This window comes from Bradyrhizobium sp. SPXBL-04 (genome assembly GCF_051853035.1).
Lineage (GTDB): Bacteria > Pseudomonadota > Alphaproteobacteria > Rhizobiales > Xanthobacteraceae > Bradyrhizobium > Bradyrhizobium zhanjiangense.
The window spans coordinates 7,214,956-7,229,047 of the sequence record NZ_CP182472.1; the positions used below are offsets into that span (position 1 = coordinate 7,214,956).

At 65.6% G+C, this 14,092-nt stretch carries 14 protein-coding genes; 6 read left to right on the top strand and 8 right to left on the bottom strand.

From position 1 onward, the window contains the following. Window positions 1–200 precede the first annotated feature (200 nt). A complete protein-coding gene (locus ACNJX8_RS34435; protein ID WP_439358327.1) occupies window positions 201–881 on the bottom strand; it encodes a DUF2147 domain-containing protein in 681 nt (226 codons plus the stop codon). Between the two features lie 383 nt (window positions 882–1,264). On the opposite strand from ACNJX8_RS34435, the gene ACNJX8_RS34440 reads away from it, so the two are divergent. Beyond that, window positions 1,265–2,062, top strand: coding sequence for a DUF2147 domain-containing protein (locus ACNJX8_RS34440; RefSeq protein WP_439358328.1), 798 nt, complete (start codon window positions 1,265–1,267; stop codon window positions 2,060–2,062). A gap of 296 nt (window positions 2,063–2,358) precedes the next feature. Further along, window positions 2,359–3,747: a FecR domain-containing protein gene (locus ACNJX8_RS34445; protein WP_439362019.1), complete on the top strand. Its 1,389-nt coding sequence runs from the start codon at window positions 2,359–2,361 to the stop codon at window positions 3,745–3,747. Window positions 3,748–4,002: 255 nt separating this feature from the next. On the opposite strand, the gene ACNJX8_RS34450 is transcribed toward ACNJX8_RS34445, so the two are convergent. Together ACNJX8_RS34450 and asd are read right to left on the bottom strand one after the other, a co-directional pair. Further along, window positions 4,003–4,563, bottom strand: a complete 561-nt coding sequence (locus ACNJX8_RS34450) for an NUDIX hydrolase (RefSeq protein WP_128937792.1) — start codon at window positions 4,561–4,563, stop codon at window positions 4,003–4,005. Window positions 4,564–4,626: 63 nt separating this feature from the next. Then, window positions 4,627–5,490 (bottom strand): archaetidylserine decarboxylase, encoded by an 864-nt coding sequence (asd, locus tag ACNJX8_RS34455; RefSeq protein ID WP_439358329.1) that lies wholly within the window; start codon window positions 5,488–5,490, stop codon window positions 4,627–4,629. 35 nt (window positions 5,491–5,525) lie between these two features. Here asd and ACNJX8_RS34460 point away from each other — a divergent pair, with 35 nt between their 5' ends. Next, window positions 5,526–7,190 carry an aminotransferase class III-fold pyridoxal phosphate-dependent enzyme gene (locus tag ACNJX8_RS34460; RefSeq protein ID WP_439358330.1) on the top strand — a complete coding sequence of 555 codons (1,665 nt, stop codon included), beginning with the start codon at window positions 5,526–5,528 and terminating at the stop codon, window positions 7,188–7,190. A 302-nt stretch (window positions 7,191–7,492) separates the two neighbouring features. Here ACNJX8_RS34460 and ACNJX8_RS34465 read toward each other — a convergent pair whose 3' ends face one another. The 3 genes from ACNJX8_RS34465 to ACNJX8_RS34475 form a co-directional block, all read right to left on the bottom strand. After that, window positions 7,493–8,152, bottom strand: a complete 660-nt coding sequence (locus tag ACNJX8_RS34465; protein ID WP_091879295.1) for a hypothetical protein — start codon at window positions 8,150–8,152, stop codon at window positions 7,493–7,495. A gap of 121 nt (window positions 8,153–8,273) precedes the next feature. Beyond that, window positions 8,274–8,963, bottom strand: coding sequence for a class I SAM-dependent methyltransferase (locus ACNJX8_RS34470; protein ID WP_128945812.1), 690 nt, complete (start codon window positions 8,961–8,963; stop codon window positions 8,274–8,276). Between the two features lie 33 nt (window positions 8,964–8,996). Next, a complete protein-coding gene (locus ACNJX8_RS34475) occupies window positions 8,997–10,049 on the bottom strand; it encodes a glycosyltransferase family 4 protein (protein ID WP_439358331.1) in 1,053 nt (350 codons plus the stop codon). Window positions 10,050–10,323: 274 nt separating this feature from the next. Here ACNJX8_RS34475 and ACNJX8_RS34480 point away from each other — a divergent pair, with 274 nt between their 5' ends. Continuing rightward, complete coding sequence (locus tag ACNJX8_RS34480) at window positions 10,324–11,040, top strand: L,D-transpeptidase (RefSeq protein ID WP_439358332.1); 717 nt, start codon at window positions 10,324–10,326, stop codon at window positions 11,038–11,040. 111 nt (window positions 11,041–11,151) lie between these two features. Further along, entirely contained in the window at window positions 11,152–11,568 is a 417-nt protein-coding gene (locus ACNJX8_RS34485) for a c-type cytochrome (RefSeq protein ID WP_245508648.1), read from the top strand. A 68-nt stretch (window positions 11,569–11,636) separates the two neighbouring features. On the opposite strand, the gene ACNJX8_RS34490 is transcribed toward ACNJX8_RS34485, so the two are convergent. Next, window positions 11,637–11,918, bottom strand: a complete 282-nt coding sequence (locus ACNJX8_RS34490) for a hypothetical protein (protein ID WP_439358333.1) — start codon at window positions 11,916–11,918, stop codon at window positions 11,637–11,639. Next, window positions 11,915–12,709 carry a DUF899 domain-containing protein gene (locus ACNJX8_RS34495; RefSeq protein WP_128936064.1) on the bottom strand — a complete coding sequence of 265 codons (795 nt, stop codon included), beginning with the start codon at window positions 12,707–12,709 and terminating at the stop codon, window positions 11,915–11,917. The genes ACNJX8_RS34490 and ACNJX8_RS34495 overlap by 4 nt, the downstream gene beginning before the upstream one ends. A 150-nt stretch (window positions 12,710–12,859) precedes the next feature. On the opposite strand from ACNJX8_RS34495, the gene ACNJX8_RS34500 reads away from it, so the two are divergent. Further along, the gene (locus tag ACNJX8_RS34500; RefSeq protein ID WP_439358334.1) at window positions 12,860–14,080 is read left to right on the top strand and encodes a helix-turn-helix domain-containing protein; all 1,221 of its coding nucleotides are present in this window, start codon (window positions 12,860–12,862) and stop codon (window positions 14,078–14,080) included. Window positions 14,081–14,092 lie beyond the last annotated feature (12 nt).

The following is a 14,092-nucleotide window of genomic DNA, read 5'->3' on the forward strand; positions in this document are numbered from 1 at the left end:
AACCATAAAGCACTCGCGCAAAGCGGCGCGACAGCGGGAGCGATCTCATGACGTTCGCCGGCAGATTGAGCGTTATCGCCGCGTACCTTGCCATAGCCTTCGTCGGCGCCATCGTGCTCGGCATGATTTAGAGACTCATCAACCGCACTCGCAGCCCCCTCTCCCGCAAGAGGGGAGGGATAACGGCATATCGCGAAGAGCTACGACCGCTCACTCCACTGCCGCGACGTCGTGATCAGTTGCTCCTGCCGCAGCTCAACACGCGTCCAGTCGTTGCCGGAGCAGAAGAAGCGGCCGAGCGCACAGGCTTCGACGTGCAGCTTGCCGGAGCTCTTCAGCATCATCGTCGCGTAATAGGTGTTGCCGCTGGAGCGGCTATAGATGCTGCCGCTCCAGACGTCGTGCGATTTCGGCTTCATGTTGACGAGAACGCTCTCGCCTCGGTTTGAGGCCTCGGTCAGCGCGTAACCGCACAATGCCGGTCCGCAGCGCTCGATGCGGACGGTGCCGTTGGCGCCGGCGCTCTCCCATTCGCCGAGCGGCGTATAGCCCTCGTCGTCGCTGCGCTGTGCGAGTGTTGCGGTCTGCTTGATCTCAGGCCTCGGAACGATGACCGGCGGCTCGATGCGCGGCGGATCGAGCGCAACGATCTTCGGCAGATCTTCGCGCTGGAGATCGACCCGCGGCGTATGAGTGCTCGACGCCTCGAGTTTTGGCGCCGGCGGCAGCACAACGGGCTGCGACGTCGTCGCGGCAAGGACGGTAGGCGCCGGTGGCGGCACGACCACAGTCGCTTGTGGCGGCCGGACCGGCGCCGCCGGACAAACCGGTTGCGGTGCGTGGACCATCGGCGCGGACGCCGGCCGCGAGGCCGAGGTCATGCTGACGTCTTCTGTCGGCGGGAGGCTGCGACTGGACATCGAAACACAGGAAGCAGATCGGCAATTGCGCGGTGCATCGACATGAATCCGGTGGCCACCGATAGAGAACGAATAGGAACCGGCCTGGGCGGCGGGCGCAATCGCCATCAAGGCGATCAATGTGCCAAGCGAAGTCGCAAGCCGCTGCATCGACGCCTCCCTCTGTGTCGCGGCGACGTTACGCGGGAGAACGATGGCCGAATGTGCGCCGGCTCACGCAAGCCGCCGCAAGCCGGCGTGACGTTCATCACGGAAGATAGGGCGGTCCCGTCGTAGGGTCGCACCACGCTCAGTCACCAGCGACATCAGTCCATACCGGGACCAGGCCATTTTCGGAGGTTGTCATGAACAAGCTGGCCATCGCCGCCACCGCGCTCTTCCTTGCTTCGACCGCCGCCGCGCATGCCGGCAATTCGATCTCGTTCCAGTTCGAAGGCCAGCACATCCGCATCGAGACGCCGCGCAACTGCGCCTCGCTCAATTGCGTGACCATCGTCGCGCCGGGCCTGTCGGACAAGCCGATCAAGCTGAACAACATCAACTTCAAGGGCCTTGGCGGCTCCACCGACGATGAGGTCGACACCACGCCGGCTCCGGCGACCACGACTGCGCAGCCAACGCCGGCTCCGGTGCAGCAGCAGCCCGTGCCGCAGGCGCCGGTCCAGGCGGCTGCGCCCGCCGCGCCGGCCGTTACTGCTCCTGCCACCCCCGCAGCTCCCGCAGCAACGGTTGCCGCCGCTCCGTCCGTCGGCGTCGACAACACGCAGCCCGCGCCGGCTCCCGTTGCCGCGCCCGCTCCCGTCGCTGCAGCCCCCGCGCCGGCCCCGGCTCCGGCTGCCGCAGCGCCTGTGGCGGCACCGAACTCGCCGATCGGCGTGTGGGCGACCGAAGAGAACAAGGGCAATGTCCGTGTCGAGCAGTGCGGTCCCAATCTCTGTGGTTACGCCGAAAAGACCAACGCGCGCATCCTGATCAACATGAAGCCCGAAGGCTCGAAGTGGAGCGGCCGCATCCACGATCCCGACTCCGGCCGCAATTACGACTCGACCATCGCGATGAAGGGCCCGAATGCAATGCGCGTGCAGGGCTGCGCCTTCGGCGGCATGTTCTGCGGCGGGCAGACCTGGAAGCGCGTGAGCTGACACTGAAGGCGTCACATCGACAGGCAAGCACAAGTCATCGTCATGCCCGGGCTTGTCCCGGGCATCCACGTTCTTCGAACCGCGCGCCAACACGTGGATGGCCGGGACAAGCCCGGCCATGACGGTGAGGAGATGCCGGAGCCCATAACACTGGCATTGCTCGCGACCTGGTCTTGTGGACACGACATTCGAGCATTCGCCCCCCTGCCACACATGTTCATCCGCCATTCAGCTGTCCCCGGCTGAAATCCGCAGCTCTCGCCTCGCGTTCTCACCGGGATCTCCTCGTGACTTCATTGGCAGCCTGGCGCCGCTTCGTGTTTGCGCTCGCCCTGCTGGCCTTGCCGCTGGCCGGCGCGGGCGCGGCATTCGCATCCGATGCGATGGAGTTTGCGCAGGCGCAGCCGCAAGCACAGCCGATACCCACACCCTCCCCGACACCGTCGGCCTCGCCTAGCCCCGCGACAGACGCGCAGCCCGCCGCCGTCGAGCCGATCGGCAACGTCGCGACGGTGACGGGCATCGCGACCGTGATCCGCGACAAGAACTCGTATCCGCTGCGCGTGCGCGACGACATCTATCTCAACGACGTCGTGCAGACCTCGTCGAACTCCTCGCTCGGCATCACCTTCAACGACGCCACCACGTTCAACCTCTCGGCCAGCGCCAGGATCACCATCGACAATTACGTCTATGAGGACGGCGGCAAGCAGAACGCCGCGATCTTCGACGTCGGCAAGGGCACGGTCGCTTTCGTTGCCGCAGCGGTGGCGAAGACCGGCGACATGAAGATCACGACGCCGACCGCGACGCTCGGCATCCGCGGCACCACTGGCGTCGTCGACGTGCCGGAAGGCGCGGCGGCGAACAGGGCGAGCAACGTCAACATCAAGCTCTATCCCGACGCAGACGGCCGGGTCGGGCACATCGACGTCGACGACCGCACAAGCGGCGCGCGGCTCGGCGCGCTGACGCAAGCAGCGAGCGGCTTTGCGATCCGGCCGGGTGCAGGCGGCGCCGGCGGCGTCATGCGCTTTGCAGCGGTGCCGATCACGATTCCACCGCAGCAGATCGCGCGCGACCGCGGCTTCGTCAGCCAGGTCCATCTCGCGCAGACCGCGGGCCGGCAGATCGTCACCGAGCAGCGCGACTTCCGCCGCGCCAATCCCGGTGCGCTCAGCCGCATTCCGCGACCGCTCCAGCCGCAACAGCAGCAATTGCGCCCGACCACGCCGCCAAGCCAGCAGCCGCAGAGGCCGAACGGCCAGCCCGGCCAGAACAACCGTCCAGGTCAACAGCAGCCGGGTACGCCGGGCCGGCAAGGCGCGCAGCCACCGCAGCGGCAGGGCCAGGGCGGCGCGGTACAGCCGGGCGGCCAGCGCGCAGGCCAGGGCCAGCAGCGACAAGGCGCGCAGCAACAGGGGCCGCAACATCAAGGCCAGCAAGGCGCGGGTCGGCCGCCAGGAGCGCCACGCACCGGGCAAGGCGCCCAGCCTGGTGGCGTACAGCAGCCGCAGCCGCAAGCACCGCGCACGGGATTGCGGCCCGGTCAGCCAGCACAGCTACCTGCGGCCCAACAGCCAGGCGGCATCCAACGTCAAGGCGGCTTCCAGCAGCGCCTCCCTGGCGCACAACGCCCCGCAGCGCCGCGCAAACCGGCGCCGAAGGAGAAGGAGCGACGGTGACTCTTCCTTCTCCCCTTCGTGTGCGCGAAGCTGCATCGTCAGCGCGGCGGCGGTTCCGAGGAAATCGTGCGAAAGAAGCCCGCTCCGCCGCCTCCCCGTCATTGCGAGGAGCCCTTGCGACGAAGCAATCCAGAATCTTTCCGCGGAGAGATTCTGGATTGCTTCGCTGCGCTCGCAATGACGACTTGGAACGAGCTGGCGTTACCGCAACCGCACTAACTTGCAGGTGCCATTTGCCCAGCACGCGGCGCGCGCTCATGCGTCGCCGCGGAGCCACGCCTTCACCTTCTGCAACAAACCATGCCGCAATTCATCAACCGACGCGGCCTCGACAGGTGTCAGCTTCTGCGGGGCCGCATCGATACCGTCGGGCACAGGCGGCGTCGGCTCGGGAGCGCTCGCCAGCCCCGCAGTCGCGAGCGCGATCGGACCAACGTGTGTCAGGAACGCGCGCTCATACTCGCGCGAGAGGCGGGCGATCGCATCGTCCAGCGTCAGCCAGTCGACCGCCTTGATGTCGTTCATCAGCTTGCGGACCGGGCCGCCGTCAGCCTCCATCCGCCAGAAATGCACGACCTTGGAGCGCCCGCCGGACTGATAAACGAGCGTGCCCAGAAATTCGCGCACGGCGACATCGTGGCCGGTCTCCTCCAGCACCTCGCGGTGCGCGGCTTCCTTGGGCGTCTCGCCGTCATCGAGCTTGCCCTTGGGCAAGACCCATTCATTGCGCTTGCGCTGGCGCACGACTGCAATCAGCGGTGTCGAACCACGCCGCAGCACGATACCACCCGCCGCCATCACCGGCGCCCGCGCCATCGCTCGTATCCAGTATCGTTATCCCCGCGGACGATATAGGCGGCGGGCGCGGCGGATTGAAGGCTACTTTCTGTTCAGCAGCGCCTGGCCTGCGCGAATGCGCGTGCCCTCGGTGATACCGTCGCAGAACGTGAAATCGCCTGGCGCCAGGATGATGATGGTCGAGCCATGCTCGAACCAACCAAGCTCCTCGCCCTTGGTCACGTTGACATCGCAGGGGAAATTGACTGGCCCGCGTGTCTGCGCGTTCAGCACCATGTCGAGGAAGTGCAGGCGGATGCTCGCGACCAGGATGGCGGCGACCGGCACCAGCGTCACGGCTTCGCCGGTCGACAAATGCGTGCGGATCACCGCGCGCTCGTTCTTGCAGAACAGACGCTCGACCCGCTTCAGCGCGATCGGGTTGACGTTCCAGACATCGCCATGGATCAGCGTGACGCGTTCGATATGCGCATCATAAGGCGCGTGGAAGCGGTGATACATGGTCGAGGTCAGCCGCAGCGTGACGAAACTTCCGTTGCGGTGCTGGTCGACCAGAGCGGAATCACCGACGAGGTCGAGCAGCGAATATGGTGCACCCTTGACCTGAAACAGTTCGGTGTCGGCGATCCGTCCATGGGCGCCGACAATGCCGTCCGAGGGGCTGGCAACGATCGCCGGGTCCGGATCGAACGGCCGCAGGCCCGGCTTGAGCTCCCGGGTGAAGCAGTCGTGCAAGCTTTGGAAATGCGTCTTGCGCGCCTCCGACAGATCGAGATCGGAGAACAGCTTCCACAGCGCGATCGAGACGTCCCGCACCAGCGGGTTCTCGACCTTGGAGAACCAGCCCATGAAGCGGGTCAGCGCTGCCCGGGGGATACGGTTGGTCAACAGGAAGTTGAGGTCTTCCTGCTGGGTGAAAGAGGCGATGAGGGCTTTGACTGTCATGAATCTGTCAGCTCGCAGTATTAGCGCTTGTTGTCATGGAAACGACACTCCCGATTCTCTCGATGTCCGTGGCCGCCGCAGCTTCTGCTGCCGCCGTCCTCCCGAAGATCAAGGCGCGGGTCGAACTCTCCCGCGCCAAGCACCGCTCGCTCGCGGGGCATTCCAAGATGTCGCGCCGCGTGGCGCGGCTGCTCCCGTTCTACGAGTTCGAGGGCGACAAGTACTTCGGCTGCGACGGCGCGCCCGCGAACATCGTGGCCCAGCGCCAGGACGCCTTCTTCCGCCTCGCCAGGCTTTACGCCGAGCGCTACCCCAAGGGCCGCGCGATGACGAAGGAAGCGGCGGAGACCATCTCCGACTTGAACTTCACCGAGAGCTATCGCGTGCCGTTCCAGTTCTCGCGCCTCGTCCGCGAGCACCTGGGTACCTCGACCTTCATGGAATCCTCGCGGGGCGTCACTGTCACCGATGTCGACGGCAACACGTCCTACGACCTCACGGGGTCCTACGGCGTCAACATTTTTGGCAATGACTTCTACAAGGAGTGCATCGAGGGCGCCGAGAAGCGGGCGCATGCGCTCGGACCGGTGCTCGGCCCCTACCACCCTGTCATCCTCGAGAACGTGCAGCGGCTCTGCCAGATATCCGGCCTCGACGAGGTCTCGTTCCACATGTCCGGCACAGAAGCCGTGATGCAGGCGGTGCGGCTCGCGCGCTACCACACCAAGCGCACGCATCTCGTTCGCTTCGCCGGCGCGTATCACGGCTGGTGGGGCGACGTGCAGCCCGGCGTCGGCAATCCGATTCCCGCGCACGAGACCTACACCCTCGCCGAGTTGTCGGAGAAGACCTTGCACGTGCTGCGCACCCGCAAGGACATCGCCTGCGTGCTGGTCAATCCGCTCCAGGGCCTGCATCCGAACGCGAATGCGCCCGGCGATTCCTCCCTGGTCGATTCCTCCCGCGGCAGCAACTTTAGCCGCGCAGCGTATACGGAGTGGCTGAAGAAGTTGCGCGAGGTCTGCAGCGAGCGCGGCATCGTGCTGATCTTCGACGAGGTATTCGTCGGCTTCCGCCTCGCCGCCGGCGGCGCCCAGGAATATTTCGGCGTGCGCGCTGACATGGTGACCTATGGCAAGAGCCTCGCCGGCGGCCTGCCGGTGGGCGTCGTCTGCGGCAAACGCGAGTTGATGCGCCGCTTCCGCGACGATCGTCCCGCCGATATCTGCTTTGCCCGTGGCACCTTCAACTCGCATCCCTACGTGATGACGGCGATGGACGAGTTCTTGAGCCGCCTCGCCAGCCCCAACTTCCGCGCCATCTATGACGGGCTGGAGGAAACCTGGAACGGCCGCGTTCAGAAGCTCAACCGGATGATGACCGATGCCGACCTGCCGGTGCGGTTCGCCAACTTCTCGTCGATCTGGACGGTGAAATACACCACGCCGTCCCGCTACAACTGGATGCTGCAATACTACCTGCGTGCCGAGGGCCTGGCGCTGAGCTGGGTCGGCACCGGCCGGCTGATCTTCAGCCTGAACTACACCGACGCCGACTTCACCGAGGTCGCCGAGCGCTTCGTCCGCGCGGCCGAAAAAATGAAGGCCGACGGCTTCTGGTGGCACGACGGCGTGCTCACCAACAAGAACATCAAACGGCAGATCCTGAAAGAGATGCTGGCGAAGCGCTTCGGGCGCTGAGGCCAACACTCCAAGCACATTCTCCGTCATTCCAGGGCGAGCTCTCTCCTCCCCCTCTCCCCGCTTGCGGGGAGAGGGTTGGGGTGAGGGGGGCTTTCCGCGAGTGCGGTGAAAGTTGGCGGATAAACCTCTGGCAGCGTCCCCGCGGAGACTCCCCCTCACCCGGATCACATCTACGATGCGCTCCGGCCTCTCCCTGCGCGCGGGGAGAGGCGTAGAAGCCCCCAAGACATGGATGCCCGGGACGAGCCCGGGCATGACGCAACCAATCGACATCGCAGTATTGGATATGCGCAGCGCGCTCAGGCGTGCTGCTCTTCGAGCGTGGGCTCGCCGATGAGGCCTAGCGTGTGCTCGGGGTTGAGGTGCAGGCCGGGGTCCATCAGCTCGCCGCGCATCAGCGCCAGCGGGGCCTTGTGATAGAGCATCAGATCGTGGAAGGGGTCGGTCAGGATCTTGGTCATCCAGACGAGGCCGGTCTCGACGTCGCGGATGAAGAACAGGTGCACGGTGCGGAACAAGAGGCCGCCGCCGCCGACCACGAGCCAGATCTTGGCGACCTGCCGCATGAAATCGGTCGCGCTCGCCCAAGGTGTGAACAGGCCGAACAGCGTGGGATCGGCGACCAGCACCAGCGGCGAGAGCGCCCAGATCGCCATCAGCACCACCTTGCGCTGAAGGTTGTAGCCGACCTTGATCTCTTCCTTGTACTCGTGCGTCGCCTGGTTGATGTGGTCGTAATCATGCGGCTCGAAGAAGAAGTGACCAGCCTGGCGCGAGGTCATCGAGACCAGCCAGCCGACCAGCCCGGAGACCACGGGATCGATGAACAGCCAGACATAGGCAAAGAGAAAGCTCAGCGCGCTGACGAAGTGCAGGCTCTGATTGATGCGGCTGTGGTGATAGTAGCGATGGTCGTCCCAGCGCTGGATGCGCAGTTGCTCGAGATAATTCTTGATCATGCTCTTCCCCAAAATGCTTTCGGGTACGGGATTTAAAGGGATTCGATGTACGCCGTGTGACATCATCATTTTGTCATGTGACGATGTGCAGCGGCGCGATGACGCACGCGGTCGCGTAAGCTCACGCCGCCTTGGCGACCTCGACCTTGCGGAAGCGCACCAGCGAGAAGTGCCCGAGCGGCGGGATCAGACGGCGTTCGGCGAGCTCGATGCCGTGGGCGCCGGCCAGCCACTTCGCATAGCGCGACCAGGCGAACTCGGCGGTGCGGAAGCCGAGCGGACGCACCACCGGCTGGAGCTTCTGCTCGATGAAGCGACGCATGCCGGTGTCGGCGCTGACGCGGGTGAGGATGATCAGCTCGCCGCCCGGGCGCAGCACGCGAGCGAATTCGTCGAGCGCCTTCTCCGGATTCGGCACGGCGGTGACGACATATTGCGCCATCACCACGTCGAAGGAATTGTCGGGGAATTCGAGCTTCTCGGCGTCCATCACCGCGAGGCCCTCGACGTTCTTCAGCTTCTGCTCTTTCACGCGGCGCCGCGCCTTGTCGAGCATCGCTTCCGAGATGTCGGTGCCGAAGATGCGCAAGTTGGGCGCGTAGAGCGGCAGCGAGATGCCGGTGCCGACGCCGACCTCGAGCACCCGGCCGCCGATCTTGTTGGTGGCCGCAATCGCGGCCTGCCGCCCCTTGGCGAACACGCCGCCGAACACGAGGTCGTAGACCGGCGCCCAACGGTCATAGGCCTGCTCGACCGTGCCGCGGGTGAGGTCGAGTTGCTGGGTGCCGTCAAGGTTCATGATCTTAGCCATCGGTGAGGTTCTCGCTGTGGTTCAAATGGACGATCAACCGCGCACCGGTCGCCGCGCCATGCGAGGCGAGGCGCGCAAGACGCGACTGGGCTGAAGTGAGGTGAGATTGCCGACGAACTGCCGAGCGCTGTTCTCCCAGGAGCGCTCCAGCGCGAAGTTGCGGCAGGTCTCGCGCGACATGGTGAGCGCGCGCAGGCACGCAGAGCGCAGATCGTCGTCGATCGCACCGATCGGATGATCGGCGATGACGTCCTTCGGGCCCGTCACCGGAAAGGCCGCAACCGGCGTGCCGCAGGCGAGCGCCTCCAGTTGCACCACGCCGAAAGTGTCAGTCAGGCTCGGAAACACGAAGACGTCGGCAGCGGCGAGATGCGCGGTGAGATCCGCCCCCTTCTTCTCGCCGAGGAAGACGGCGCCGGGATATTTCTTTTCGAGCGCGGCCTTCTGCGGGCCGTCGCCGACGACGACCTTGGTGCCGGGCAGATCGAGCGAAAGGAAGGCTTCGAGATTCTTCTCCACCGCCAGGCGCCCCATCGTCATGAAGATCGGGCGCGGCAGGTCGAGAGCTGCCGGGATGTCGGGATGGAACAGCTCGGTGTTGACGCCGCGCGTCCAGAAGCCGAGCCGCTTGAAGCCGCGTTCGGACAGCTCCTGCCGCAGCGAGGGCGTCGCCACCATGGTCATGGCGGCGGCATCGTGGAAGTGGCGCAGCACGGCATAACCGATGCTCGCGGGGATGCCGGTCCGCACCGAGACATATTCGGGAAAGCGCGTCGTATAGGAGGTGGTGAAGGCGAGCCGGTTGCGCCGGCAATAGGCCCGTGCGGCCCAGCCGATCGGGCCTTCGGTCGCAATGTGCAGCGCCTCGGGAGCGGCCTTCTCGATCCGCCGCGCGATCTCCTTACCCGTAGGCAGCGCGATGCGCAGGCCTGGATAGGTCGGCAGCGGCCATGACGGAAAGCCGTCCGGGGTCAGGAAGTCGATCTCGACATCGAGAGCCTTGGCCGCGTTCGCCAGCGAGGTCAGCGTCCGTACCACACCGTTGACCTGCGGATGCCAGGCGTCGGTCGCGATTAATACCCGCATGGGGAAATCCCGAGAGTTTGATGATTCTCGGTTTCCGACCATCAACGAAGGATATTTCAGGCGTATGACGTCACAGAAGTGTCGGCCCACTGTTTTGTTCGTTAACGGGTCCGCGCGGCCACGAAACTGTCATGAAACAATCCTTGCCGCCGTGAAACCGTTTTCGGTTTTCCGCGCAAATGTCCCGAAACGTTTTGTCGTTAAGTGATCTACCCAACGGAGCACCGAAACGGTGCCGCGGTGAGAAAAAACACCGAGCAAACAGGGGCGATCAATGTTCAATCTGGACACGTTCAAGAATTATTCGCGCGCCGTTGCTTTTGGCGCAGTGGCGATCTCCGCTATCGCATTCGCAGGTGCAGCCAACGCCGCGCCCGTGCAGCACTTCCCGTTCTTCCAGCCGCTGCCGCCGATGACCGCGCCGCAGCCGCTTCAGCCCTATCAGCCCTACCAGACGACGCCTTACCAGGCCGCGCCGTCCGAGGATCAGGACGCGGTCGAGATGCCGGCCCGCTTCCGCCGCCAGACCGTTTCCTATGCAACGCGCGAGGCGCCGGGCACCATCATCATCGATACGCCCAACACCTATCTCTATTACGTGCTCGGCAACGGACAGGCGCTGCGCTACGGCATCGGCGTCGGCCGCGACGGCTTCACCTGGTCCGGCATCCAGTCGGTGAGCCGGAAGGCCGAATGGCCGGCCTGGACTCCGCCGGCGGAAATGATCGCCCGCCAGCCCTATCTGCCGCGCCACATGGCCGGCGGCCCCGGCAACCCGTTAGGGGCCCGCGCCATGTATCTCGGCAGCACCATCTACCGCATCCACGGCACCAACGCGCCCGAGACCATCGGCAAGCACGTCTCCTCCGGCTGCATCCGGATGACCAACGACGACGTCACCGACCTCTACGCCCGCGTCAACGTCGGCACCAAGGTGATCGTGCTGCCAATGACGGAGCGGCGAGCGGAACTCGGAGCCGCGACGCGCTGAGCGACAGGACATTGTGACGCAAACGGCCCCGGAACCCACCGGGGCCGTTTTCGTTTGCCCTCGACATCCCGAAGCGCGCTTGCTGCGGCGGGATCCACGATGGAGGCGCAGATGCGAGCACGCCTGCAACGTTCGTCAAGCGCCTGGCTGCGCGCGATCAGCACCGTGGCGCTGGCGCTGCTCCTGTCACCACTCCTCTCGTTCGCGCAGCAGCCGGCGAGCGACGAAGCCCAGCAGGCCTTCAACAATTCCTGCCGCACCTGCCACTCCGTGAAAGAAGGCGACAATCGCCTCGGTCCCAACCTCAACAAGATCGTCGGACGCAAGGCCGGCTCGCTGCCGAACTACAATTACTCGTCGTCAATGAAGGAAGCCGGCTTCGTCTGGGACCAGGACAAGCTCACCCGCTTCATGGTCAAGCCGGACGAGGTCGTGTCCGGCCACAAGATGCAGCCCTATGGCGGCATCTCGGCGGAGGAAGCGGCCAAGGTGGTTGCCTATCTGCAGGCGGCGGGCGGCTCGCAATAAGAGGCCGGACACACCGCGCCATTTTGGTGTGGCGCATCCTTCGAGACGCTCGCCGTTGGCTGGCTCCTTCAGGATGGCTCGCCCCCGCGCCTTCGCTCCGCAATCAACCGCAGCCACGCCGCGGAATGAAACGCGCTCATCAACAGATACATCGGCACCATGCCGGCGAGCACGGATCCATGTCCGGCGGAGCAGAGCATGTCCGCCGGACCGCCGCCGGGCACGGCGGTCAGCAGGGCCATGATCGCGAAGGTCGGCGTGGCCGCCAGCCCCAGCCATCTGGCGAGGTGACGCGCGGCCGCGACGCTGTCGCGGTTGACGCTGGCGGCCGCGCTGACGGGAGAGGTCATTTCCTTTCTCCCGCGGCCTCCTCGCGAAATGCTTTCTCGCCGGCGTCCGAGATCTCGACCCATTTCTTGTCGGGCGCAGCGCCCTCCGTGTAGCTGTCATGCCAATTCCACCATTTGTAGGTCGGCGTCTGCGGATAGCCCTTCGGCGAATCCTCCCAGACCTCCTGCCGGCCGAGCGGCGTGATGTCGAGATAGTTCCAGGTACCGCCCATCTGCTCGTCGCCCCGGCTCTTGACGAAATAGGTGCGGAAGACACGGTCGCCGTCACGGTAGAACACGTTGGTCCCGTGCCATTCGTCGACGCCGAAATCGGCATCGAAGCTGTCGGTGATGGTGACCCAGGGCATGGTCCAGCCCATCCGCTTCTTGAGCCGCGCGATATCGGCCTGCGGCGCGCGCGAGGCGAAGACGAGGGTGGTGTCGCGGGCATTGAGGTGCGCGACATGGGCGACCTGGTCGGCGACCATGGAGCAGCCCCGGCACGCATGATCGGGCCAGCCGAACACCCCCGGCTCGAAGAAGGCCCGGTAAACGATCAATTGCCGCCGGCCCTGGAATAGGTCGACCAGACTGACCTTGCCGCCGGGGCCCTCGAACGCATAGGTTTTGTCCACTGCCATCCACGGCATGCGCCGCCGCTCGGCGGCCAGGGCATCGCGGGCACGGGTATGCGCCTTTTCCTTCACGAGCAGTTGCAGACGGGCTGCCTCCCAGTCCTGCGGCGACACCACCGGCGGTGTTTGCATGGCGGAATGTCCGTTATTCCCTGCGTTTTCAACTGATGTCATCATGGCTCTCCAAACCTCTTGCCTGGGCGGTCATTCCGCGTCGCGTTATGACAGACGCGGAACAGTTCGCCCCTCACCGCACATCGTCGGTCGTAAACTGTTTCTGGCACCGGACGGTTGCGCGGTGGGAGTAACAAGTGTGGCGGGATTTGCATGGAGTCGCTGATCACGGCCGCGGCGCGCGCGCTCGAAGCGGGCGATCCGCTCGGTGCGCTGAACCGCGTCGCCTTGCGCAACGATGCACCGTCGCTGGCGCTGCGCGGCATCGCGATGGCGCAGCTCGGCGATCTCGCCAAGGCCAAGATGCTGCTGCGGAGCGCCGCACGTGCCTTCGGTCCGAGAGAGGCGGTGGCGCGCGCAAGGTGCATCGTGGCCGAGGCCGAGATCGCGCTCGTCTCGCGCGAGCTGAATTGGCCGGTGAAAACGCTCGCAGCCGCGCGGGCGACACTCGCAAAGCATGGCGATCTCGGCAATGCCGCCCATGCCGGTCACATCGAGGCCCGTCGCCTTCTTCTGGTCGGGCGCCTCGACGAGGCCGAGCGCACGCTGGCGGAGCTCGGCGCATCACCACTCCCGCCTGCATCTCTGGTCATTCGCGAACTCGTGGTCGCCGGCATCGCAATCAGGCGGCTCAAGACCAAGGATGCGCGCGCGGCGCTCGACCGCGCCGCCGACGCGGCGCGGTCAGCAGGGATTCCAGCGCTCACGGCCGAAGTCGAAAGTGCGAAGCTCGTCCTCGATACGCCCGCGGCGCGCCTGATCGCGCGCGGCAAGGAGCATCCGCTGTTGCTTGGACAGATCGAAGCGCTGGCGGCATCCCAAGCGCTCGTCGTGGACACGTTCCATCACACCATTCGCAAGGGAGGGATCGTCGTGTCACTCGGGACCCGGCCGGTGCTGTTCGCGCTCGCCCGCCCCCTGGCACAGGCGTGGCCCGCGGACGTGTCCCGAGAGGCACTGATGACCGCGGCATTTCAGGCGAAGCACGTCGATGAATCGCATCGCGCCCGGCTGCGGGTCGAGATTGGCCGGCTCCGCGCGAAGCTCAAGCCTCTTGCCGATGTGAGCGCGACCAAGCACGGCTTTGCGCTGACACCGCGCAAGACGCGACAGGTTCTTGTGCTGGCGCGGCCGGTCGAGGAGAAGCACGCCGCGGTGCTCGCCTTCCTTTCCGACGGCGAACCCTGGTCGAGCTCGGCGCTCGCGCTGGCGCTTGGAACGAGCGCGCGCACCGTGCAGCGCGCGCTCGAAGAGCTCGCGCGATCGCACAAGGTGCAATCCTTCGGACACGGAAGGGCGCGGCGCTGGATGACCCCGCCCGTCCCGGGTTTCCCGACAGGCTTGTTACTCCCCACGCCGCTCCTGAAGACGTAAGGTGAGGTCACA